Origin of the sequence: Gordonia paraffinivorans NBRC 108238, from assembly GCF_000344155.1 — a bacterium.
Classification (GTDB): Bacteria; Actinomycetota; Actinomycetes; order Mycobacteriales; family Mycobacteriaceae; genus Gordonia; species Gordonia paraffinivorans.
This window is the reverse complement of sequence record NZ_BAOQ01000019.1, coordinates 1-21,777: the sequence shown is the minus strand read 5'-3', so window position 1 is coordinate 21,777 and position 21,777 is coordinate 1. Positions and strand designations below refer to the sequence as shown.

The window sequence follows — 21,777 nt, the reverse complement described above, 5'->3', positions numbered from 1 at the left end:
GATGACCGAGGAGCGCCGGCGTCAGGCCGTTGCGCGGGCCCGGTGCGACGTGGCGAAACGGCTCAGGCCGGCGAACCGTCCTTGTCGACGCTGTCGACGCCGGCTCCGTCCGTGGCGACCTCCCCGTTACCGCCGGCCTGCTCGACGAGCTGCGGCTCGATCTTCTCGAGGTGGCGGACGGCGTCGGGGTCGATGGCCTCGAGTTCTCCGGTTGCGATGGCCTCGGCCTGCTCGCGCACGTGCTCGTCGACCCGCGCCGACAGCACCGTGCGGGAGACGATGAGCGGATCGTGCCGCAGGTCGAGGTAGAGCGACAGGCACATGCCGATCATGACCAGCACGAACGGCAGGGCCGCGATGATCGCCATCGTCTTGATGCCCTCCAGCGCGTCGTCGCCGCTGATGACCAGCAGCAGGGCGGCCACGACGCCGGTCAGGACGCCCCAGAACACCGTCACCACACGGGACGGTTCCTCCGCGCCGCGCTGTGACAGTGTGCCCATCACCAGCGACGCCGAGTCGGCGCCGGAGACGAAGAAGATCGCCACCAGGATCATCACCAGGGCCGACGCGACGCCGAACCAGGGCAGGTTCGCGAGGACGTCGAACAGGGTGTCCTCGCTCGCGTCGTTCGCGGCGTCGAAGTCGAGGACGCCGGTCATCTGCTCGCGGATCGCGGTCCCGCCGAACACGCAGAACCAGACCAGCGACACCGTCGTCGGGACGACCATGACGCCGATGACGAACTCCCGGATCGTGCGGCCCCGGCTGATCTTGGCCAGGAACAGACCCACGAACGGGGTCCACGACACCCACCACGCCCAGTAGAAGATCGTCCAGTCGGCCAGCCAGTCCTCGGCCGCGGATCCGGAGACGGTCGCATCCGACCGCGCGGCATAGGTCATCAGGTCGGTCGCGTAGGCGCCGATCGTGGTCGGCATCAGGTTGAGGATGAAGATGGTCGGGCCGACGACGAACACGAACGCGGCCAGCACGACGGCCAGCACCATGTTGATGTTCGACAGCCACTGGATGCCGCGGGCGATGCCCGACACCGCCGAGGCCACGAAGGCCGCGGTGAGGACCGCGATGATCCCGACGAGCAGGTACTTGGTGGGTTCGTTTACCCATCCGACCTTGTCCAGGCCCGAACCGATCTGCAGGGCACCGAGTCCCAGGGAGGCGACGGTGCCGAACAGCGTCGCGAAGATCGCCAGGATGTCGATCACCTTGCCCGCCGGGCCGTTCGTCGCGCGCGCCCCGAAGAGCCGCTCGAAGACCGAACTGATCAGCTGGGTCCTGCCCAGCCGGAAGGTGCTGTAGGCCAGCGCGAGTCCGACGACCGCGTACATCGCCCACGGATGGAATCCCCAGTGGAACATGGTCGTCGCCATCGCGGCCCGGATGTCGTCGGCACCGACCTCGGGAGGCGGGCTGACGAAGTGGAAGAGCGGTTCGTAGGCGCCGAAGAACATCAGGCCGATGCCCATTCCCGCGCTGAACATCATCGCGATCCAGCTGATGGTGCGGAACTCGGGCTTCTCGTCGTCACGGCCCAGCGGGATTCGGCCGTACTTCGACACCGCCAGGCACACCGCGAAGATCACGAACCCGGTGGCAGACAGGATGAACAACCAGCCCAGATTCGTGGTGATCCAGCCCAGGACGTCGGAGCTGGTCTTGTTGAGTCCGTCCGAGTCCGCGGCGCCCCACACGACGAAGGCGATGACGAGGAGCGCAGTGATCGAGAAGACCACCGGGTCGATTCGGGGCCCCTCCGGCCGTCTCCCCTGACCCGGTCGGCGCGTGTTCCGCGCACGGCCAGACGGCACGATCTGTTCATTTGTCATTAGTCCACCAAAGCAACGTCGGTGGTGCCTTTTCAAGTCGGGCCCAGTGCCCGCCGGACCAGTTCGACGGCCGTTTCGTCGTCGAACCCCAGCTCACGGGCGGTCTCGACGAAGGTCGTCGCGGCCGCGAATCCGGCGTCGTAGACGTCGTTGCGACCGGCCTTGATGAACGAACCCTGGCGCCCGCGGGTCTCGATCACGCCGGCGGCCTCGAGTTCGCGGTAGCTGCGTGCGACGGTGTTGGCGGCCAGGTCGAGGTGCGAGGCGAGGGCCCGCACGGTGGGCAGTCGTTCGCCGGCGAGCAGCGTGCCGTCGGCGATGAGGTCGATGATGCCCAGCCGCACCTGTTCGTAGGGCGGGGTGTCGGAATCCGGGTCGATCCGCAGATGCGACCACAACGAACTCATCTTCGGTTACCTCACAACAGATCTCGTGCCAGCGGACACGACATGCATCGGGGTCCTCCGCGGCCCGAGCCGAGTTCGCGGCCCTCGATCTCGATCACCTCGATCCCCGAATCGCGGAGTCGCCGGTTGGTTTCCACGGTCCGGTTGTAGGAGACCACGACACCCGGCGCCAGGGCCAGCGTGTTGTTCCCATCGTCCCACTGTTCGCGTTCGGCGGTGACCGGATCGAGCCCGGTGTCGATGACCCGGAGTTTCTCGATGCCCATCGCCTCGGCGGCCGCCTCCACGAACGGACGCTCGTCGCTCACCTCCACGGTGTCGGTGTCGACGTCATGGGTGAGGGTGAAGGCGGTCATGTGCTCGCGGATGTTGGGGTACATCACCACCGCGTCGGTGTCGACCATCGTGCAGACGGTGTCGAGATGCATGAAGGCACGCCGCTGCTCGATGGGGACCGCGAGCACGGTGTGCGCGAGGTGATCGTCGAACAGGCTGCGCGCCAGGGCTTCTGCGCCGGCGGGAGTGGTGCGCTCCCCCACGCCCACCGCGACGACCCCGGGTGCGAGGAGCAGCACGTCGCCGCCCTCGACCGGAGCGACCTGCGACTCGTAGGCGCGTCGGACCCCGGTGAACCGCGGGTGGTGCGCGTAGATCAGGTCGGTGAGCGAGGTCTCGCGGGCACGCGCCGGCAACGCCAGCGAGGTGATCGCGAAGCGTGACCCGATCCAGAACGAGCTGTCCCGGGTGAACAAGAGATTGGGCAGCGGCTCGATCGCGAACTCGGGTCCGTGGTGCATCCGCCGGACCAGCGACGACCGCTGCGCCGACGGGGTGAGCGGCAGCTCGTCGAAGGTCATTCCGGCGGTCAGCACGTGCGCGAGCTCGGCCGGGGGCAGCCCGCGGAGATGCTTGGCCAGATCCTCGGCGAGATGCGCCCCGAGCCGGCGGGGGCTGACCGCGGCGGCGATGCCCTGGATGCGGGCGGCGCCGCTGTGGGCGATCGTCTCGGTCAGCAGGTCGTCGAGCAGATACACATCGACGCCCCGGTCGCGCAGCACCTGCGCGAAGGCATCGTGCTCCTCCTGCGCGCGGTCGACCCACGGGATGCCGTCGAAGAGCAGCTGATCGCTGTTGCGAGGGGTGAGCCGGCGCAGTTCGTCGCCGGGACGGTGCAGCATCACCGCGCGGAGCGTGCCGACCTCCGAGTCGGCGCCGAGTTCGTAGTCCCACCCGCCGTCGGCGCTCTCGCCGACCGTGGCATCCGGCTGTACTTCACGCGTCATCGCTCAACCGTAATTCGTCGCGGCGGTCGCGCACATCACCTCGGGCGAGATGTCGCACTCACCGGAGTCGCTTCTGCGCGGCCCGCCGGGCTCTCACCTGCCCTCGCCGGCGGGCGTCTCGTTCTCGGCGGAGGTCAGGATCGGACCCGCGCCGCCGACGATCGCGGGTGCGGTCTCCCGCGCGAACAGCCAGGCGACCAGTGCGACCGCCGCCACCACGCCGGTCAGCACGAACGCCGGCCCGAAACCGACGCGGTCGGCGACGAATCCGACGACGACGGGCCCGGTCACCGCCCCCAGATCCGACGACATGCCGAACGCCGCGAGCGCCGACCCGCCCTGCTGTCGGTTGCCCAGGACGTCGGCGAGCGCTGCCTGGTGCGTCGGGGCGAACAGCCCGGAGCCGATGCCGGCGAGCACCGAGAGTCCGAGTGCGACACCGATGCCCGGCGAGAACCCGAGCAGGACGGTCGCGACGACCGTGATCACGAGTCCGGGCAGCATGACGGGGCGTCGGCCGAACCGGTCGGAGAGGCGACCGGCGACCAGGATGGCGAGGACGTTGCCGCCGGCGTAGACGGCCAGCACGATGCCGGCCATCCCCGCACCCGCGTCGAGTCCTTCGGTGACGAACAGGGGGACCACGGCGACACGGACCCCCATCGACGCCCAGCCCTGGGTGAAGTTGGACAGCAGGATCGCGCGATAGGCGCTGTCGCGCAGCGCGGTCCGGAACCCGATGAGCCCGGCGGTCGGCCCCTGCTCCTGATCCGCTGCGACGACCTCCCGCAACTGGGTTGCCACGACCGTGGACGCGACGAGCAGGGCGACGGCGTACACCACGAACGGCACCCGCAGCCCGAATCCGACGAGCGCCGCGCCGATCAGCGGGCCGGTGATGGAGCCGATGAGGAATCCCGCGGAGAACAACCCCGACACCCGACCGCGGATGTCTGCGGGCGCCATCCGGATGAGCAGGGCCATCGCGGAGATGCTGAACATCGTCGACCCGATGCCGCCCGCCGCGCGGAAGACCAGCAGTTGCCAGTACGAGTTCGCGAAGGCGCAGGCCAGGGTGCTCGCGGCGACGATGAGCAGGCCGGTCAGGTAGATGCGGCGTTCGCCGAACATCCCCACCAGCCGGCCGCTGGCGGGCGCGAACAGCAATCGCATGACCGCGAACGCCGACACGACCGCGGTGGCCGCGGTGAACGACACGTTGAACGTCCGCGCGAACGACGGCAGCGCCGGCGCGATGAACCCGTAGCCCAGCGCGATGACGACATTGGCCGACAGCAGCACCCAGATGCCGCGTGGGATGCGCCTCATGGCATCTCGGGCAGGTCGTCGAGGGCCTTGGCGGTCAGTTCCCGTCCCAGGTCGATCATCTCGGTGGCCTTGTGGAAGTCCAGGGTGCGCACCGCGCGCCGCGGCACACGGATCAGGACGTCGGGCGGATATCCGGCGACCTGATATCGCGTCAGGGCGTCGGACATGATGTCGAGGGAACGGCTCAGGACCTCCACACGGCCCATGCGGTACTTCTCCTCACTTCCCCCGGAACCCCCCTCTGCGGACACGGCGCCGGAGTCGACCACGACCGCGCCCTCGTCGTCGCCCGCGGCCATGGCGGCCGCACCGGGTCCGCCGTCGCCGGTGGAGGTGCGGTCGGAGTCGTCCGGGGCGCCGACGGAGGCCTCCGAGCTGTCGGAGCCGAACCGCTCGCGAACCGAACGCACGTTGTCGAGCAGCGGCGCGACGTTGCGGCGCAGCAGGCCCTTGGCCTTCGGCGGCCGGCTCGCGCCGGTCTCCGGCCCGCCGTCGGAACCGAGGATCACCCCGATCGTCACGTCACTCGACACGCCCGAGGTCGGCGCAACGGGCAACGGGTCGAGGATGCCGCCGTCGGCGAGGAGTCGACCGTGGTGTTCGTGCGGGCTGATGACGCCCGGGATCGCGATCGAGGCGCGGAGCGCGTCGACGAGCCGGCCGTGCTGGAACCACACCGCGCGCCCGGTGGTGAGGTCGGTGGCGACGGCGGTGAACGGGGTCGCGAGATCCTCGATCATGGTGTCGCCGACGATCTCCCGGACCCGGGAGAGGATTCGTTCGGCGCCGATGACCCCCGGTTTGGACAGCGAGACGTCGAGGAGCCGGACCACGTCGAGCTGGGTCAGGCCGGCGATCCACTCGACGTAGTCGTCGAGCTTGCCCGCGCAGTACAGGCCGCCGACCAGCGCACCCATCGACGATCCGGCGACCGTCACGATCTCGAACCCGCGGTCCTCGAGCTCCTGGATCACCCCGATGTGGGCGTAGCCGCGAGCTCCTCCACTTCCCAGTGCCAGCGCCACTCGCGACGGTCGAGCCATGCGCCAACCCTACCGCCGGGCGTCGACGGCCCCGTCGTCGGAGAGGGGTCGACGCCGGAGGCGGTCGGCGCGGATCGGTCGGCACGGACGGGCGGCGCGGAACGGTCGGGCGGCGACGGTGGCCGGGCGATCACTCCTCGCCGATGAGGCGGCGGGGTCCGGGCCCGAGCCGGTTGAGTTCGTCGTCGGGATTGAGCAGGTGGCACTCCCCGAGTGACAGGCACCCGCAGCCCACGCAGGAGCCGATGAGGTCGCGCATCTTCTCCAGCAGCTCGATGCGGTGGTTGATGTCGTCCATCCACCGCGTCGACGCCGCCTCCCACATCGCCTTCGACGGGGACTCGTGGTCGCCGAGCCCGGCGAGCACCTCGCCGATCACCGACAGCGGGATGCCCGCCACCTGCGATGCGCGGATGAACGCCACCCGCCGCAGCATCGCGCGGTGGTACCGGCGCTGGTTGCCGGCGGTCCGACGACTGAAGATCAGCCCCTGGTCCTCGTAGAACCGGACCGCCGACGGCGCGATGCCGGCACGCCGCGCGAGCTCACCGACCGAGAGCTCGAGTCTCTTCGGGGTCATACGACGATCGTAGGCACCGCCGATCCGGGCGGTAGGTCATCGGCGCGTGCCCGCGACCCGGCGCGCTCGGGCACCGTTCAGGTGCGCACCACCATGACCGGGCACAGTGCATTGTGGATGACCTTCTGGCTCGTCGATCCGAGCAGCAGGCCGCGGAAACCGCCGCGACCCCGGCTGCCGACCACGATGAGCTGTGCGCCGACCGCGGCGTCGAGCAGCGCCTTCGCCGGCTCGTCGGGCAGCACCCGCCGCTCGACGCGGACGTCCGGGTAGTCCTGCGAGTACCCGGCGAGACGCTCGGCGAGCACCTCGACCGAATCCCCGGTCATCCGCTCGACCTCCTCGCGGCTGATGCCGTAGCCGTGCAGGGCGTCGGCGTCCAGCGGGCTCCAGGTGTGGACCGCGATGAGGGGCGCGTTGCGCAACGACGCCTGACGGAAGGCCTCGGCGACCGCCGCGTCGCTGACCGGCGAGCCGTCGACCCCGACCACCACCGGACCGTCGTCGATGCCGTCGCCGGCGACGATCGCGACCCGACCGTGCGCGTGCGCGGCGACGTTGATGCTCACCGAGCCGAGGAACAGCCCCTTGACGCTGCCGAGGTGCCGCGTCCCGACCACGATCAGCGGGGCGTCCTTGCCCAGCTCGAGCAGCACGCGCGCCGCGTCACCGTCCACGATCGACGTGGTGACCGAGACTCCGGGCGCGACCTGCCGCGCGACCTCGGCCGCCGCGTGCACGGCGTCGGACGCGTCCTGGCGGATGGCGTCGATGACGTCCTGAGGGATGATGAGGCCGGGCGCGTAGTCGCTGGTGCTCGCGTCATAGGCGCTGACGATCTTGAGGTCGAGATGCTCGGCCGCCGCGGCCTTGGCGGCCCAACGCACCGCGCTGGTGGCAGCGTCCGAACCGTCCACTCCGACGAGTATCGCGTTCATTTCCCTCGCTCATCTCCTTTGACGGCGGGCCCGTCCGGACCCTGACTCCATCCTGCTCCGCGCGACGACCGGCGGCAAAGAGCAATAAGTCCTGATCACGTGCGGCGTCGGCATGGACCGTGACGTGTACCGTGGGCTTATCATGAGCGACCCGAACACGTCCCCGGAACCGCGGAACGGCGGCAACGATTTTCGCGAGATCGCGACCCACGTCGCGATCACCGCGGTGTTCGGGCTCGCGCTCGTCGTCGTCGCCGGGTTCTCGTCGGATCCGTTGCAGACGGCGCTCATCGTGGCCGCACCCGTCGTCGTCCTCGTCGGCGCGATCTCGATGCTGGTGCGAACCTACCGGGTGTACCGGCGCGGCGGGCGATGGCAACTGTGGCAGGGCGGTTCGTGGTTCCTTCTGGCGTTCTTCATCGTGATGTTGTTCGGCTCGGCTCCGGCGCTGTTCGAGTGAGCCACACCTACTTCCCCGAGTGGCTCCTCGAGCGGCGCAAGCGCGCCGAGACCGCGCTGACCACCGTGGTCGCCGACTGCTAGTAGGATCGGACTCTCACACGACAGGTGAGGGAGCCAGCGTGTCCTTCGATGCCACCCACGGCGAGCACCTCGCCCACGGTTCGGTCTTCGCCGGATACCGCATCGACCGCGTGCTCCGCCGGATCGCGACGGGCACCACCTACCGCGCCACGCCGGTCGATCACGGCCCCCCTGCCTCCGACTCCCCTGCCTCCGACTCCCCTGCACCCGGTTCCCGCGCAGCCGCCCCACCCGGGTCCGGATCGCCGCCCCCGGTCGTCCTCACCGTGGTCGACGCCGAGCACAGCGCCGACGCGCGTTTCCGGCAGTGGTTCTCCCGGTCCAACGAATCTGCCAGGGCGACAACCCATCCCGCGATCGCGCGCGTCGTCGGCCACGGTCTCGCCGACGGGCACCTGTGGGTGGCGACCGCACCCGTGCCGGGACACGACGCCGCCGCACTGGTGCACCACCACCCGGACGGGATCGACGTCGATCGCGCGGTCGTGATCGTCCGGGCGGTCGGCGAGGCGCTCGACGCGGCGCATCTCCGCCGCCTGGTCCACAGCGGACTCGTCACATCCGACATCTTCATCCACACCGATGCCGACCCGGGCCCCGCCGACCTGCGCCCGCCCGGCGTGGTCACGCTGGGCGGCTTCGGCCTGACGCCGCCCCCGCAGGACGAGGACACCCCGCATCCCGACACCGACGTCGCCGGCCTCGGACGCGTCCTCGTCGAATTGCTGACCGGCACCACATCCGTTGCCCGGCACCGGGTCTCGGGAGCGGTCTCGCCCGCCTTCTACGCCGTGCTCGCCCGCGCGCTCGACCCCGGGCCCGAACAGCGGTATCGGACCTGCGCCGAATTCGCCCGCGCGGCCGAGCTCGCGCTGCACCTCACCCACACCGACGGGGAACCGCCGACCGACGTCATGCCGTCGCCGTCGCCCCACGGTGCGCTCGCCCGCGTCCCCGACTCCGACGCCCACGCTGCGGGCTCCCCCGCTCCGCGTGTGTTCGGGACCGCCGGCCACCCGGGCCGCCCGGCCGGGCCCGTCGCCGGGCCCGTGTGGTCGCAGGGCGGGTCGTCGATACCGCGGTCGCGCAAGGCGTGGCTGGTGCCGCTGTTCGTCGCCGCCGTGGTCGTCGCCGTGTGCGTCGGCGCGGTCATGCTGGTCGGCTCCCGCAACGCTCCCGCACCGTGGCCACCCGCGGTGTCCCACATCGCCGATGCCTTTCCCCGGCTGATCCCCGCGTCTCCCGATGCCACGGGCTGGCGGGACGCCACCTGCGCCGCCGTGTCCCGCGACGGTGTCGACGGCATCTCCTGCACCGACCCGGAGAATCTGACCTACGCCGTCTGGCACACGGCACCGCCGGGCGCGCAACAGAAGGTGACCGCGCCGCTGAAGGGCTACCCGGGCGACGAGATCACGTGGCGCGACGGCCCGGCGTCGGCGAGCCGGGAGAGCGTGAAAGACGGCTGGCTGGTGACGAATTTCTCGGCGCCCGTCCATGTTCCGTACACGGTCATCACCACCTGGCCGGACCACTCGGGGCGTGAGATCCTCGACGCCTGGTGGCGCACCGCACCACTCGGCTGAACCGCGCGGTCGTCACCGGGCGGCGTCGTCCGGCCCCGCACCGGTCACCTGTTCCGCAGCGCGTCGATCCGTTCGGCGACCTCGAGTGCGGTCGCCGGACGCGACCCCGCCAGGGCGAGACAGTTCGCGACGAGGGTGCGTTCGTCGCGGGTCAGCCTCTCCGACAGCGTCGGCGGCGTCGACAACGCGGCGCGGATCGCGAGCAGCGGTTGCGCGTCGGGCACCTCGCCGTAGACGCCCTCGTCGGTCAGCGCCCGGTGCAGGCACGCACCCAGGGACCAGATGTCGGTCGCCCGCGACGGCATGTCCCCGGCGAGCAGGGCGGGATCCATGTACTGCACGGCTCCCGGTTGCGCGAAGCTCGTGATCGGTTCGTCGGCCGCGAGGACCCGGGCGAGTCCCAGATCGGAGATCTTCCCGCCGGTCTCGGTGACCATGATGCTCGACGGGGTGATGTTGGCGTGGGCGATTCCCGCCTCGTGCAGCGCATGCACCCCGCGCGCGGCGTCGGCGACGGCGGCCAGGCGTTCGTCACGATCGAGCCGACGCGCCGGCGACGACAGCGAGCCGAGCGGGAAGTACTCCATCGCATACATGAACTGGCCCTGCAGGATCGCGTCGTACAGCGCGGCCAGATACGGGGACGCCACCGCCGCGAACGCCCGCAGCTCCCGGACGCCGCGCCGGTAGGCGTCGTCGCTGCACACCCCGCTGAAGACCTTGAGGACCACGCGATCGGTGTCCAGCCCGAGACGCGCCGGCGGTTCGGCGAGGTAGAAGGTTCCGTTGCCGCCGACACCGAGCTTGCTCAGCACGGTGAAATCCGCGAGCCGACGCGGGATCTCGACTGTGGCCATGTCAATGCCTCTCTGGTGAAGACGTGGTGGACGAACTCGTCGCGTCCGCGGCGTCTGCGGCGTCGGCGGCGTCGGCGGGCGCATAGAGGGTGGTGATCCGCTCACCCAGGGATTCCTCGCTGGTGCGGGCGTTGTCGAGGACGGTGACCGCCGCCCCGGTTTCCTCGCCGGCCGCCCCGGCCACCACGAACGAACCGTCCTCGGCGCGGTGACGCCGCGGGTCGACGACGGTGATCGCGACACCGCGCTGGGACACGGGCCTCAGGTCGTTGAGCAGACGCCGACGCGAGGCGCCGGAGACGACGGTGAGCGTCCGCGAGCCGAACAGCGCCAGCCCGGCGGCGAGGACCACGGCCGTGCGGCCGGCACGACCGTCCGACGACACGCAGGTCACGACGCCTCGACCCGGCGCCGCACCCGGCGCCGCCGCCTCGTCGACGACGGCGACCGGTGCGGCCCGGAGCCGCTCGGCGATTCCGCGGTCGGCGGAGTCGACGACGATGACGTCGGCACCGGCGTTCTCGGCCATCGCGTCGAGATCGGCGGCGGGGTCGGCGCTGAACCGGCAGAGCACCGACACCGCCCCGGCCCCGGTCAGCGACGAGCCGAGCAGGTTGAGTTTCTCGATCGCCTCGGCGATGGCGGCGAAGTCGGGCACCACCGGCACGCCGACCTCGAGACGGGCCGACCTGCGGTCCGGCGAGGTGAGCACCCCGGCCAGCACCACGTCGTATCCGGTGGCGCAGTCGAGCATCCGCCGATGGCGGTCCCGGAGTTCCTCGACCGTGCCGGCCGGATCTCGCAGCACCACCATCACCCGGGGTGCGGTGGCCGCGGCGAGGGCGCGCCGCTCCGCCGCGGCGATGTCGCTGTCCACCACGCTGTCCGGGTACACCAGACGCAGCAACGGCTCGGTGAGCACCGTGGTCACCAGGGCCATGACGACCAGCATCGCGAAGAGGTCGTCGCTCAGCACGCCGAGATCCCGTCCGGCCGACAGGATCACGAGCTCGGTGAGGCCGCGTGTGTTCATCAGCACGGCGATGGCCGCGGACTGGCGCGTCGGGATCGCGCTGAGCCGGGCGCCGGCGTAGGCCCCGCAGAACTTGCCGGTCACGGCCACCAGCAGGACCAGGCCCAACTGCCACAGCCCGGACACCCCGATGGCGGCGAGGTCGACGCTCAGGCCGGTGACCACGAAGAACATCGGCAGCAGCAGGAGCACGCTGACCTGCTCGAGCCGCTCGAGGATCTCCCGGTGCAGTCGCTCTGCACCGACCTTCGGCATCACCGCGCCGAACATGAAGGCGCCGAAGATCTGATGGATGCCGATCACGTCGGTCGCCGTGGACGACAGGAACACCCCGATGAGGATGACCGCGAGGATGTCCGGCGTGAGCCGGCCGGCCGTGTCGCGCCATTCGACGAGTTTCGCCAGCAGCGGGCGGACGAGTCCGAACATGACCGCGGCGTAGACCAGCGTCAACCCCACGATCTCGGCGACCTCCACCGGACTGCCGCCGGAGATGACGGCGATGATGAAGGCCAGGAGCGTCCAGGCGAGGATGTCGTCGACCGCGGCCGCCGCCAGGCTGAACACGCCGGGGACGGTGCGCATCATCCCCCGGTCGGTGAGGATGCGGGCGAGCACCGGGAACGCGGTGATCGACATCGCGACACCGGTGAACAGGACCATGCCGAGTCGTTCGATGTGGACGCCGTCGACGGTGTCGTGCGCGGGGTAGAGCAGGAATCCCAGAGCCGCACCGAGTCCGAACGGCACGACGATCGAGCTCGCCGAGATGCTCGCGGCCGCGCGTTCGCGACCGCGCGTCAGGCGCATGTCGAGCTCGAGGCCGACGATGAACATGAACAGCACGAGACCGATCTGCGCGAGACCGCCGAGCAGGGGCCGTACGTCGCCGGGGAACAGCCACTCGTCGGGGCTTCCGGGCAGAAGACCCAGCAGGCTCGGCCCCAGCGCGAGGCCCGCCGCGATCTCGCCCACGACCGCGGGCTGGCGCACGGCGCGCGCGATCATGCCGCCGATCCGAGCGGCCGCGATGATGACCGCGACATCCAGGAGGAGAAACGCGACCGTGTGTTTGTCCATCTGCCAGACCCGGCCTTCAGATCCTCGCGTGATGCGACTCGAAGATGAAGTGCCGTCCGCCGATCCGGACGTGCGACCCCGGAACGAGGACATGCGGCCGGTGAGGGAGCAGCCGGATCTCGCGGCTGGTGGTCGGGTCGGTCACGAAGGTGCCGTTCGCCGAGCCGAGGTCGACCAGTTGGACGGTCCATTCGACCAGGCGGATCTCGATGTGGCGCCGCGACAGCTGGCCGGTCTCGTCCTTGACCCGGATCGGCTTGGGCCCGGCCGTGTTCCTCCCCGCCGCCCCGGGCTCGCGTCCGATCACGAGGTCCTCGTCGAGCAGGAAGGTGAATCCGTTGTCGAGGAGCAGCCAGCCCAGCGGCGGGCGTTCGCCCTCCACGAGGAAAGTCGTCAGCTGATCCATGCGGATGCCGCACACGCCGCACAGCCAGGACTGCGGATGATTGAGGTGCCCTCGGGCGCAACGGATTCCATGAACCCTGGCGCGACTCGCCTCCACCCGCACGACCTCGGTCACCGGCCTGGAGTGCTCCTGCTTGGGCAGCGGAGGGCGCGGTTCGACCGGTTCGGCGACCGGTTCCGGCCGGCCCGGCGGCACCGGGGAGTGCGCACCGCCCGGAGAGGCCGGCGGCAACGGGCTCTTCGGCGCCTGCCGCCCGTCCGGGGCTCCTCCCAGCGGCGTCGAGGTGAAGGGCAGCGGTTCGCCGACCGGGGCGGGATCGGGTGCCGCGGCCGGTTCCGGCCGCAACCGCTCGGTGGGGCCCGACGGGATCTGCTCTCCGGAAACGGCTGCGGCAGCGGGCTTCCCGAGCTCGACCGCGGGTTTCTCCGGCTCCGCACCCAGGGCCGCCCCGACCGGCTCCGGCCCGGCGACGTCTCCGTCCGCCGGCGGCGGGACACCGGCCCCGCCACCCGCTGGTCCGGGCACCGGCTCGCCCTCGCGTTCGACGGGTTCGGGTTGCGGGGATCCGGGCGTTCGCACGGGAGCGGGAGCGCCCTCCGGGATCCCGGGGGCTCCGGGTGCGCCCGCGACCGGGCCCTCGCCGGATCGCGCGGCCCGGACCGCGCCGCGCACGGACTCCCCGGTGGGGTGGAACTCGGTCCCGCGCAGCCCCAGCGGGGTGTGCAGGAGCGCACCGGCGGCGGGGACCACGCCGTCGACGAGGTCGAATCTCTCCTCCCCCACCTCGGCGGGGACGGTCCCCTCCAGGTAGAGGCCGAGCCCTTCGTAGGGCCACGGGATGGCCTTGTCGTACGGGGCGTCGACGCCCGGCTCGATCCGATGGCCGTCGGTCTCGCCGTAGACGTCGCCCGCCAGGAACACCGCGACGCCGACGTCGTCGGGTGCGGCGAAGCCGATGTCGACCGGCTCGTCGGCGGTCGCGACCAGCCGGGCCAGCGCGCGCACCAGGTGCCGCCCGCGGCGCGGCGCCGAATCCGGCACGGCGACCGCGGATTCGATGTCGAGGACGTCGGTGACGAAGGCCGCCGGCACGGCGTCGAACAGCACCGCCAGGAACGCCGGCTTGCGGATGACGATCCCGGTGCCGGGGACCAGGGTCACCGTCGGGGTCACGCTCGGGATCTCGCCCGGACCGGTCACAGGAACCGACCTCCCCGGAATCGCCAGTGCGGGAACACCGCCCGCAGCGGCCCGTTGACGGCGACCCACACCAGCAGCCAGGTCGTCACGAACTGCACCGAGAACACCAGCGGCGACGGCCGCAGATCCTGCGGGAGGATGCCGGTGCCGTGGACGACCAGCCAGGCCACGACGCCCTCGTTGATCGCGGTGACCAGGCCGAAGAGGGTGGGCCAGTCCTTCTCCCACCGGAACTGCTGCAGGAAGTGGTAGACGAACTCCCAGGCGACGCCGAGCACGATGACCGTGAACAGCACGGTGTACGCGACGCGCAAGACATCGGCGGCCGACGGGCTGCCCGGGGAGAGCAACCACAGGAACGGGATGAGGACCAGCGTCCACACCCCGCCGAGGATGCCGAGGACGAGGACCCGCGTCTGGATGCGCCCCCACAGGGTCGGCAGCATGTCAGTCGACCCCCTTGTTGTTGACCCACCGCCACCACTGCGCCGTCGACCGCCACGGCGTGAGCTTCTTGCAGAAGCCCTGCCGGGCCAGGTCGTCGACGATCTCGAGCGCGGCGATCTGGAGCCCGAGGAAGGTGTCGACGCCCGGGAAGTAGCCGCCGAGCGTGGCGCTTCCCGAGGCGTAGATCTTGCCGTCGCCGTTGCGGGTGCCCCGCAGCTCGAAGTCGCGCTCGACGTCCATGCGGCCGATCGGGTTGAGTCCGGCGCCGGTGTGGTCGAGCAGATCGCGCAGCAGCCGGTGCTCGCGCACGTCGGCCTCGAGACCCGTGCAGTCGATGACGAAGTCGGCGTAGATCTCGAAGGTGCCGTCGGGCCGGTGGTCCTGCCGGACCGGCGCATGCGGGTCGACGCGCACCGTGGTCACCACGCCCTGGCCTCCGGGACCGGGCACCAGGCGCTCGGCGGTGCCGACGGCCACGCGGTACCAGCCCTCACGCCGCCCGCGCCGCAGCTGTTCCTGCCAGTTGTCCCGCACCGGCGTGTTGGTGCCGCCCATCTGCTTGTAGGCCTCGGCGCGCGCGTGGCCCTCGAGCTTGCGCGTGCGAGCCTTCAACTGGCCGCCCCACACCGACTTCGGGTAGTTGAAGCCCTGGTAGGCCCAGCCGTCCTTGCCCTTGCGGCGCATCCAGATGTGCGGGCCGTGCGACTTGTCGACGTAGGTGCGGAACAGGTGGACGATCTGCGTCTGCAGGCCGTAGGCGTCGCGGTCGTCGATGAGACGCTGCAGCACGCGGGAGGCGACGATCCCGGAGCCGCGGATCACCACCGTCCCGGGCTTGCGCCGCAGCGACTGGTAGACGTGCTCGTGCGACTCGTAGGCGTTGACCACCTTGCTCGCATCCCGGTAGGTCTCGCGGAACGCCTGCAGGTCGGGGAGCAACTTGATGCCCGGATAGCCGATCGCGACGTGCACCCATCGACTCCGGAACGCGACGCGCTTGGTCGGCGAGGTCCCCTGCGGCGGGGTGAGGATCGTGAAGTAGCCGCCTCCGTTGCGGCGCCGGATCATCCGGACCTGCCCGCGGCGCAGGCACTCGAGGTAGCCGATCCGCTTGCACTCCTTCTCCATCGACTCGAAGGCCTGACCCGCCCGCGGGGTGTAGTAGTTCGCGAAGATCGGCTCCACCAGGACGTTCCACAGCGGTTTGAGCGTCCTGTCGGCCCACGCCTCGCGGACCGCGTAGGAGGGAAAGCCCCAGATGTTGTCCGGCGTCGACGCGGAGTCCGAGCGCAGGCGTTCCCCGCGCGGGATCTGCGAGACCCGTGTCAGGTACTCGTAACTGTGCCAGGGCACGTCCTGCGGGCCGAGGACGGCGATCTGCTCGACCGGGACCCCGCAGATCCGCAGGTAGTCGACGGTGACGAACGATCCGATCCCCGAACCGACCGTCACGAACGGGACGTCGACCACGGGGATGCCGGCCGCCGCGACCATGGCGTCGGTCCACACGTCGGTCTCGATGAGCTCCGGCGTCAGGTCGCCGCGTCCCGATGGCGCCGGGCCCGGCAGGGGCGGACCTGGCAGGGGCGGACCGGCCGGGCGGGGCCCCGGAGACGGCGGACGCGGTGCCGGACCGGGAGGAGGAACCGGGCGCCGCGCCGCGGGTCCGCCGCTCATAGCACGAGACAATTCTGCTCCTGTCGGGTCTGTGTGGCCTGCGACACCAATCGGTGCGGTAACTCTAACCCGCCGCCCGCCCGGCGACAGCGCGAAACCAACCGTTCGGATTACCCCGCCGCGACCGGCCGGCGCGACTGTCAGGAGCGTCGAACAGCCAGGTCAGACCCGATCGTGACATTGACTGTTGACAAATAGAGGTCTCGATGAATACGTTCGAATCAATCGCTGTGGCAGCCTGACGGCAGCCTGGCCTCATCTGCGAAGGACGCGACGATGACCAAAGCTCTGACCAATCCCGCCGCCGAGTCCACCGACGAGTCGGGCAAGCGTTACGTTCCCGAACACGACAAGACCGGCGACGGCCACGACTACGCCCAGGTGCTCGACGACCTGTCCGCGGCCTCGGTGCACCGCAACTTCGATCCGTACGTCGACATCGACTGGGACGCACCGCACATGGCGGTCACCCCGAATGATCCGCGCTGGATCCTGTCCTACGACGTCGACCCCATCGGCCGCCACCCCTGGTACCAGCAACTGCCGCAGGACAAGCAGATCGAGATCGGCATGTGGCGCCAGGCCAATGTCGCCAAGGTCGGCCTGCAGTTCGAGTCGGTCCTTATCCGCGGGCTGATGCAGTACAGCTTCAAGCTGCCCAACGGGGCACGCGAATTCCGGTACACCACGCACGAATCCAAGGAGGAGTGCAACCACACCCTGATGTTCCAGGAGTTCGTGAACCGGGTCGGCATGGACGTCCCCGGCGCGAAGGTCGGCTACCGCGTGATCTCGCCGCTGGTGCCGCTCATCTCGACGGTGTTCCCGGTGGTGTTCTTCTTCGGCGTGCTCGGCGGCGAGGAGCCGATCGACCACATCCAGAAGGACTTCCTGCGCACCCGCGCCCGTCTCCATCCGACGATGGCGGCGGTCATGCAGCTGCACGTCGCCGAGGAGGCCCGCCACATCTCGTTCGCTCATCACTTCATCCGCGAGCAGGTGCCGCAGCGCAACGCCTTCCAGCGTTTCGCGCTGTCGATCATGCTGCCGATCACGATGCGCACCCTGTGCAGCGCCATCGTGGTGCCCCCGCGGGAGTTCCAGCGACGGTTCGACGTCCCGCGCGAGGTCATGAAGGACATCTTCTGGCGCTCGCCCGAGTCGAAGCGCTTCCTGCGCAACGTCTTCGGCGACGTCCGCATGCTCGCCGAGCAGAGCGGCCTGATGAATCCGGTCTCCCGGCTGGTGTGGCGCGCGCTCGGAATCCACGGCCGTTCCTCGCGCTTCCGCAGCGAGCCCACCTACACCGCCGCCTGAGTCGCGGCCCCACAGAGGTAGACAGCAACCCCCATGCCACACGTCGTCACCCAGGCGTGCTGCGGCGACGCGTCGTGCGTCTACGCATGCCCGGTCAACTGCATCCATCCCACTCCGGACGAGCCGGACTTCGGCACCTCGGAGATGCTCTACATCGACCCGGCGACCTGCGTCGACTGCGGCGCCTGCGTCAGCGCCTGCCCGGTCGGCGCGATCGTCCCCGGCCACCGCCTGCCCACCGGCCAGGAGCGGTTCGCCGAGGTCAACGCGTCGCAGTACCGCGAGACGGTCGACGGCTCGGCGGCCCGGTTCCCCGTCGATCCGGCACGCCGCCTGCCGCTGGCCCCCATCGACCGCCCGCGGCAGCTCGCCGTCGACGGCCCGGTGTCGATCGGCATCGTCGGGTCCGGCCCGTCGGCCATGTACGCCGCCGACGAGTTGCTGCGTCACCCGCAGGTCTCGGTCACCATGTACGAGCGGCTCGACCGCCCGTTCGGCCTCGCCAGGTACGGCGTCGCGCCGGATCATCTGAACACCCGCAAGGTGATGCGGCTGTTCGACGACATCGCCCGCAATCCCCGTCTCGAGATCCTCCTCGACACCGAGGTGGGACGCGACATCTCGCTCGACGACCTGCGCGCGCGTCACTCGGCGCTCATCTGGGCCGGCGGCGCCCCCACCGACAAGCGGTTGCCGATCCCGGGTGTCGACAAGGCCGGCGTGACGAGCGCGACCGCCTTCGTCGGCTGGTACAACGGCCATCCCGACTTCGCCGACCTGTCGGTCGACCTGTCCACCGAACGCGCGGTGGTCGTCGGCAACGGCAACGTCGCGCTCGACGTCGCACGCATCCTCGTCGCCGATCCCGAAACCCTTGCCGCGACGTCCATCTCGCGTCCGGCCCTGGCCGCGCTTCGCACCTCGTCGGTGCAGGAGGTCGTCGTCCTGGGACGCCGCGGGCCCGTGCACGCGGCCTTCACCCTCCCGGAGCTGATCGGGCTCGTCGACTCCGGCGTCCCGGTGGTGGTGGATCCCGCGGACCTGGAATCGACCCGGATCGACTCCGCGGCCGACAACACGATCAAGACGAAGCTGGACATCCTCTCCGAGTGTGCGTCCCGGCCCGCGCCCGAGGGCCGGCGAATCCGTCTGGCGTTCTTCGGTTCCCCGCTCGAGATCGTCGGCGGGGAACGCGCGACGGGCGTCCTGGTGGGCCGCAACCGCCTGACCGTCGACGCGACCGGCGCCGCGTCGGGCATCGAACCCACCGGGCAGACGAGCGTTCTCGACGCCGGGCTGGTGCTCACGTCCGTCGGCTACCGCGGGGTCGCGGTGCCCGGCCTGCCGTTCGACGACGACACGGGCGTGATCCCGCACCGTGCCGGACGTGTGCTCGACGGTGACGAGCCGGTGCCCGGCGTCTACGTGACGGGCTGGATCAAGCGCGGGCCGACCGGGTTCATCGGCACCAACAAGACCGACTCCGCCGAGACCGTGGCCTCGCTGCTCGCCGACCTCGAAGCGGGCCTGCTGCCGACGGCGGCGCCGCGGCGGCGGACGCTCCTCGGGCGCCGGTAGCGATCCGCCAAACCCTGCCGGGCGGGTGCGACGAGCGGGCGTGTCCGGGACGCCACGCGGCGGGGGCCGCGCCCGCTACATTGTCGAGTCATGGGTCCCGCATACGAACGCACGACCACCCGCGCCGATCTCAGTGATCTCACCGCCGCCGTGGCGGCCGCGCTCCGGGAGCATGCGGAGGCCCGTCATCTCGTCCTGACCGACGACCTGCCGGCGTGGAGCACGCGATCCATCAACCTGCCGGCGTCGTCGTGGCCGGCCCGGCTGTTCGGGCGGCGCAGCAATCCCGCCGACCCTGATTCCGAGCACCAGACGCTGGTCGTGCTGCATCCGACCCACCTGATCGTCGTGGTCTCCGGTGCCCGGCGGGGCATCTCGGCGATGTCGGCCGCGCTCGCCGTCGCCTCGATCGACCAGCCCGAGACCGCCGACGGGTTCTCCGTGACCGGTTTCGTCGGCGACGAGGGCCGGCCTGCGAGCTTCTACCTCGGCGTCGGGGAACCCGCGGGCGACGAATGCCGTGAGGCGGTCCGTGCGGCGATCGTCGCCGCGAAGAACCCGTGACCGTCCCGACCATCGGACGGCCGTCGGGTCCCGCTGTCGGATTCGTCCTCGCGCTCGTCTCGTCGGCCTGTTTCGCGATCTCGGGGGTACTGGCGCGGGCCATGATCGAGTCCGGCTGGTCGGCCGGTGCGACGGTCACCGTGCGGATCGCCGTCGGCGCCGCGGTCCTGGCCATCCCGGGCTTTCTGGCGTTCCGCGACCGGCAGCCCCCGATTCCGGCGAGCCCCGCCGCCCGGTCCTGGGGCGTCGTCGCCGCCTACGGGCTGCTCGCCGTGGCGGGCTGTCAGCTCGCCTACTTCTACGCGGTCACCTATCTGCAGGTCGGCGTGGCGCTGCTCATCGAATACACCGCTCCGGTCGCCGTCCTGGTGTGGATGTGGTTGCGGCACGCCCAACGGCCGACCCGGGTGACGGTCCTCGGTGCGGCACTGGCGATCGCCGGTCTCGCGCTGGTCCTCGACCTGACCGGTGACGTGCCGATCAGCGTGGTCGGCGTGATGTGGGCGCTGGCGGCGATGGTCGGGGCGGCGACGTACTTTGTGATCTCGGCCGACGAACGCACCGGTCTGCCGCCGCTCGCCCTCGCCGCCGGCGGACTGCTGGTCGGGGCCGTCGTCCTGGGCCTGGCCGGGCTCGTCGGAGCACTGCCGATGACCGCGGGCACGGCGGATGTGGACATCGGGACGCTGTCGCTGCCCTGGTGGGTTCCGCTGCTCCTGCTGGGAGTCGTGTCCGCGGCGATGGCCTACGGCTTCGGCATCGCCGCCGGACGTCTCCTGGGCGCGCGGGTGATGTCCTTCGTCGCACTTTCGGAGGTGTTGTTCGCGGTGCTGTTCGCCTGGATCGCACTCGACGAGCTGCCGGCCCCGATCCAGCTGATCGGCGGGCTGCTGATCGTGGCCGGAGTGGTGTTCGTGCGGCTGGGCGAGGCGGGTTGAGCGAGGTCGGCGGAACTCGGCGACCGCTCGCGCGCGTACCCGATCGCACGCCTCCCGCCTGCCGGGAACCGGCGTGTCGCATGCCGCTTGCGGTGGTAGTAGTCTCGTCCCCCATGTGGGTGGGAGACCGCGCGTGACCGGAATGTTCTCGCGGTTCGATTACATCGACGCGGCCCTGACGACCGGGGCGCGCTTCCTCGAGCTCGTCGACGGCGTCGAGGACACCGAGACCCGTCTTCCGCACACCCCCGGCTGGACGCTCGTCGACTGCCTGGGACACGTGGCCCTCGCGCCGACGCGGTTCCTCGCGCTCGCCCGCGACGAGGGCGAGTGGTGCCGGGACGCCCTCGACGTTCCCGACTTCAACGCCAAGCAGATCGCGAACCTGCCGACCCGCGACGTCCGGGTGCTGGCCGATCGATTGCGCGACGACCTCGACACGCTCGTCGACGCGGTCTCGCACTTCAACGCCCGGGTTCCCCAGATGCGTTTCGACGGCGACCGGCTCATCCGCGCGGACGCCGCGCTGGGAATCCTCATCGGCGAGTTCGTCGTCCACGGCCACGACATTGCCCGCGCGGTGGGCGCACAGTGGTGGGTGGAACCCGATGTGGTGCTGATGATCATCCGCGGCCGGCAGCAGATCCTGCCGAGCTGGGTCGACTCCGCCGGCGCGGCCGGCCACGATGCCACCTACGACATCCGGCTCCGGGGATGCTCGGAGCGCTACATCTACGAGTTCACCGACGGCGACCTGGTCATCAACCCGCCCGAACCGCGGCGTCCCGACGTCCACATCAGCGTCGACGCGACCACCGCGCTGCTGGCCGGATACGGCCGGATCTCGCCGGCCTGGGCGGCGCTGACCGGACGGGCCTTCGCATGGGGAAGCAAGCCGTGGCTTGCGCCACGGCTTGCTTCGAGGTTCCTGCCCGCCTGAGCGGGTTGTTCAGTTGTTCTGCGGGCCGGCTGTTCCGGGATTCGGCCGGTCCCGGGGATCAGCGACCGGCAGGCGATCCCGCGGGGCGTCGGACCCGACGGGTCTGCACGCGGCCACCGGCACGATGCTGCTCGCCGGAGCGCCCGTGACCGGTCGCGCGGCTCTCCGAGGTGCGGCCGCC

At 70.7% G+C, this 21,777-nt stretch carries 19 protein-coding genes and 1 pseudogene; 8 read left to right on the top strand and 12 right to left on the bottom strand.

What is annotated here, in order from left to right; all coding sequences use genetic code 11:
- Positions 1–62 precede the first annotated feature (62 nt).
- The 7 genes from GP2_RS10245 to GP2_RS10215 form a co-directional block, all read right to left on the bottom strand.
- Positions 63–1,850: a BCCT family transporter gene (locus GP2_RS10245; RefSeq protein ID WP_006900436.1), complete on the bottom strand. Its 1,788-nt coding sequence runs from the start codon at positions 1,848–1,850 to the stop codon at positions 63–65.
- Positions 1,851–1,882: 32 nt separating this feature from the next.
- Positions 1,883–2,257, bottom strand: a complete 375-nt coding sequence (locus GP2_RS10240) for a GntR family transcriptional regulator (RefSeq protein ID WP_006900435.1) — start codon at positions 2,255–2,257, stop codon at positions 1,883–1,885.
- Positions 2,258–2,268: 11 nt separating this feature from the next.
- Entirely contained in the window at positions 2,269–3,540 is a 1,272-nt protein-coding gene (arcA, locus tag GP2_RS10235; RefSeq protein ID WP_006900434.1) for an arginine deiminase, read from the bottom strand.
- A 93-nt stretch (positions 3,541–3,633) separates the two neighbouring features.
- Positions 3,634–4,869 carry an MFS transporter gene (locus GP2_RS10230; RefSeq protein WP_006900433.1) on the bottom strand — a complete coding sequence of 412 codons (1,236 nt, stop codon included), beginning with the start codon at positions 4,867–4,869 and terminating at the stop codon, positions 3,634–3,636.
- Positions 4,866–5,912 (bottom strand): patatin-like phospholipase family protein, encoded by a 1,047-nt coding sequence (locus GP2_RS10225; protein WP_006900432.1) that lies wholly within the window; start codon positions 5,910–5,912, stop codon positions 4,866–4,868. Before GP2_RS10225 ends, GP2_RS10230 begins: the two co-directional genes overlap by 4 nt.
- 130 nt (positions 5,913–6,042) lie before the next feature.
- Positions 6,043–6,492 carry a redox-sensitive transcriptional activator SoxR gene (gene soxR, locus GP2_RS10220; RefSeq protein WP_006900431.1) on the bottom strand — a complete coding sequence of 150 codons (450 nt, stop codon included), beginning with the start codon at positions 6,490–6,492 and terminating at the stop codon, positions 6,043–6,045.
- Between the two features lie 77 nt (positions 6,493–6,569).
- Entirely contained in the window at positions 6,570–7,430 is an 861-nt protein-coding gene (locus GP2_RS10215; RefSeq protein WP_006900430.1) for a universal stress protein, read from the bottom strand.
- 142 nt (positions 7,431–7,572) lie between these two features.
- Here GP2_RS10215 and GP2_RS10210 point away from each other — a divergent pair, with 142 nt between their 5' ends.
- The 3 genes and pseudogenes from GP2_RS10210 to GP2_RS10205 all read left to right on the top strand — a co-directional run bounded on the left by GP2_RS10210 (position 7,573) and on the right by GP2_RS10205 (position 9,559).
- Positions 7,573–7,890 carry a hypothetical protein gene (locus GP2_RS10210; protein ID WP_040526741.1) on the top strand — a complete coding sequence of 106 codons (318 nt, stop codon included), beginning with the start codon at positions 7,573–7,575 and terminating at the stop codon, positions 7,888–7,890.
- Positions 7,818–7,970: pseudogene (locus GP2_RS22150) on the top strand (IS256 family transposase); the annotation flags it as partial. The gene GP2_RS10210 and the pseudogene GP2_RS22150, both read left to right, overlap by 73 nt.
- Before the next feature lie 41 nt (positions 7,971–8,011).
- The gene (locus GP2_RS10205; RefSeq protein WP_006900428.1) at positions 8,012–9,559 is read left to right on the top strand and encodes a serine/threonine-protein kinase; all 1,548 of its coding nucleotides are present in this window, start codon (positions 8,012–8,014) and stop codon (positions 9,557–9,559) included.
- A 44-nt stretch (positions 9,560–9,603) separates the two neighbouring features.
- On the opposite strand, the gene GP2_RS10200 is transcribed toward GP2_RS10205, so the two are convergent.
- Genes GP2_RS10200 through GP2_RS10180 form a run of 5 tightly spaced genes read right to left on the bottom strand, consistent with a single transcriptional unit; the run spans position 9,604 to position 16,259 of the window.
- The gene (locus tag GP2_RS10200; protein ID WP_006900427.1) at positions 9,604–10,416 is read right to left on the bottom strand and encodes a protein kinase domain-containing protein; all 813 of its coding nucleotides are present in this window, start codon (positions 10,414–10,416) and stop codon (positions 9,604–9,606) included.
- A gap of 1 nt (position 10,417) precedes the next feature.
- A complete protein-coding gene (locus tag GP2_RS10195) occupies positions 10,418–12,529 on the bottom strand; it encodes a cation:proton antiporter (protein ID WP_006900426.1) in 2,112 nt (703 codons plus the stop codon).
- A gap of 16 nt (positions 12,530–12,545) precedes the next feature.
- Entirely contained in the window at positions 12,546–14,135 is a 1,590-nt protein-coding gene (locus tag GP2_RS10190) for an FHA domain-containing protein (protein WP_006900425.1), read from the bottom strand.
- Positions 14,132–14,581 carry a hypothetical protein gene (locus GP2_RS10185; RefSeq protein ID WP_006900424.1) on the bottom strand — a complete coding sequence of 150 codons (450 nt, stop codon included), beginning with the start codon at positions 14,579–14,581 and terminating at the stop codon, positions 14,132–14,134. The genes GP2_RS10190 and GP2_RS10185 overlap by 4 nt, the downstream gene beginning before the upstream one ends.
- Before the next feature lies 1 nt (position 14,582).
- Positions 14,583–16,259, bottom strand: a complete 1,677-nt coding sequence (locus GP2_RS10180) for an FAD/NAD(P)-binding protein (protein WP_174320717.1) — start codon at positions 16,257–16,259, stop codon at positions 14,583–14,585.
- Positions 16,260–16,535: 276 nt separating this feature from the next.
- On the opposite strand from GP2_RS10180, the gene GP2_RS10175 reads away from it, so the two are divergent.
- The 5 genes from GP2_RS10175 to GP2_RS10155 all read left to right on the top strand — a co-directional run bounded on the left by GP2_RS10175 (position 16,536) and on the right by GP2_RS10155 (position 21,596).
- Positions 16,536–17,576: an AurF N-oxygenase family protein gene (locus GP2_RS10175; RefSeq protein WP_006900422.1), complete on the top strand. Its 1,041-nt coding sequence runs from the start codon at positions 16,536–16,538 to the stop codon at positions 17,574–17,576.
- 33 nt (positions 17,577–17,609) lie between these two features.
- Complete coding sequence (locus tag GP2_RS10170; RefSeq protein ID WP_006900421.1) at positions 17,610–19,154, top strand: 4Fe-4S binding protein; 1,545 nt, start codon at positions 17,610–17,612, stop codon at positions 19,152–19,154.
- Positions 19,155–19,244: 90 nt separating this feature from the next.
- Positions 19,245–19,718, top strand: coding sequence for a hypothetical protein (locus GP2_RS10165; protein ID WP_006900420.1), 474 nt, complete (start codon positions 19,245–19,247; stop codon positions 19,716–19,718).
- Complete coding sequence (locus GP2_RS10160) at positions 19,715–20,656, top strand: EamA family transporter (RefSeq protein WP_006900419.1); 942 nt, start codon at positions 19,715–19,717, stop codon at positions 20,654–20,656. Before GP2_RS10165 ends, GP2_RS10160 begins: the two co-directional genes overlap by 4 nt.
- A gap of 133 nt (positions 20,657–20,789) precedes the next feature.
- Entirely contained in the window at positions 20,790–21,596 is an 807-nt protein-coding gene (locus GP2_RS10155) for a maleylpyruvate isomerase family mycothiol-dependent enzyme (RefSeq protein ID WP_006900418.1), read from the top strand.
- Positions 21,597–21,777 lie beyond the last annotated feature (181 nt).

Excerpts from the sequence above, each read along its gene's own strand:
- GP2_RS10245 (WP_006900436.1), bottom strand. The coding sequence starts at position 1,850 with ATGACAAATGAACAGATCGTGCCGTCTGGCCGTGCGCGGAACACGCGC.
- GP2_RS10240 (WP_006900435.1), bottom strand. The coding sequence starts at position 2,257 with ATGAGTTCGTTGTGGTCGCATCTGCGGATCGACCCGGATTCCGACACC.
- arcA (WP_006900434.1), bottom strand. The coding sequence starts at position 3,540 with ATGACGCGTGAAGTACAGCCGGATGCCACGGTCGGCGAGAGCGCCGAC.
- GP2_RS10230 (WP_006900433.1), bottom strand. The coding sequence starts at position 4,869 with ATGAGGCGCATCCCACGCGGCATCTGGGTGCTGCTGTCGGCCAATGTC.
- GP2_RS10225 (WP_006900432.1), bottom strand. The coding sequence starts at position 5,912 with ATGGCTCGACCGTCGCGAGTGGCGCTGGCACTGGGAAGTGGAGGAGCT.
- soxR (WP_006900431.1), bottom strand. The coding sequence starts at position 6,492 with ATGACCCCGAAGAGACTCGAGCTCTCGGTCGGTGAGCTCGCGCGGCGT.
- GP2_RS10215 (WP_006900430.1), bottom strand. The coding sequence starts at position 7,430 with ATGAACGCGATACTCGTCGGAGTGGACGGTTCGGACGCTGCCACCAGC.
- GP2_RS10210 (WP_040526741.1), top strand. The coding sequence starts at position 7,573 with ATGAGCGACCCGAACACGTCCCCGGAACCGCGGAACGGCGGCAACGAT.
- GP2_RS10200 (WP_006900427.1), bottom strand. The coding sequence starts at position 10,416 with ATGGCCACAGTCGAGATCCCGCGTCGGCTCGCGGATTTCACCGTGCTG.
- GP2_RS10195 (WP_006900426.1), bottom strand. The coding sequence starts at position 12,529 with ATGGACAAACACACGGTCGCGTTTCTCCTCCTGGATGTCGCGGTCATC.
- GP2_RS10185 (WP_006900424.1), bottom strand. The coding sequence starts at position 14,581 with ATGCTGCCGACCCTGTGGGGGCGCATCCAGACGCGGGTCCTCGTCCTC.
- GP2_RS10180 (WP_174320717.1), bottom strand. The coding sequence starts at position 16,259 with ATGAGCGGCGGACCCGCGGCGCGGCGCCCGGTTCCTCCTCCCGGTCCG.
- GP2_RS10175 (WP_006900422.1), top strand. The coding sequence starts at position 16,536 with ATGACCAAAGCTCTGACCAATCCCGCCGCCGAGTCCACCGACGAGTCG.
- GP2_RS10170 (WP_006900421.1), top strand. The coding sequence starts at position 17,610 with ATGCCACACGTCGTCACCCAGGCGTGCTGCGGCGACGCGTCGTGCGTC.
- GP2_RS10165 (WP_006900420.1), top strand. The coding sequence starts at position 19,245 with ATGGGTCCCGCATACGAACGCACGACCACCCGCGCCGATCTCAGTGAT.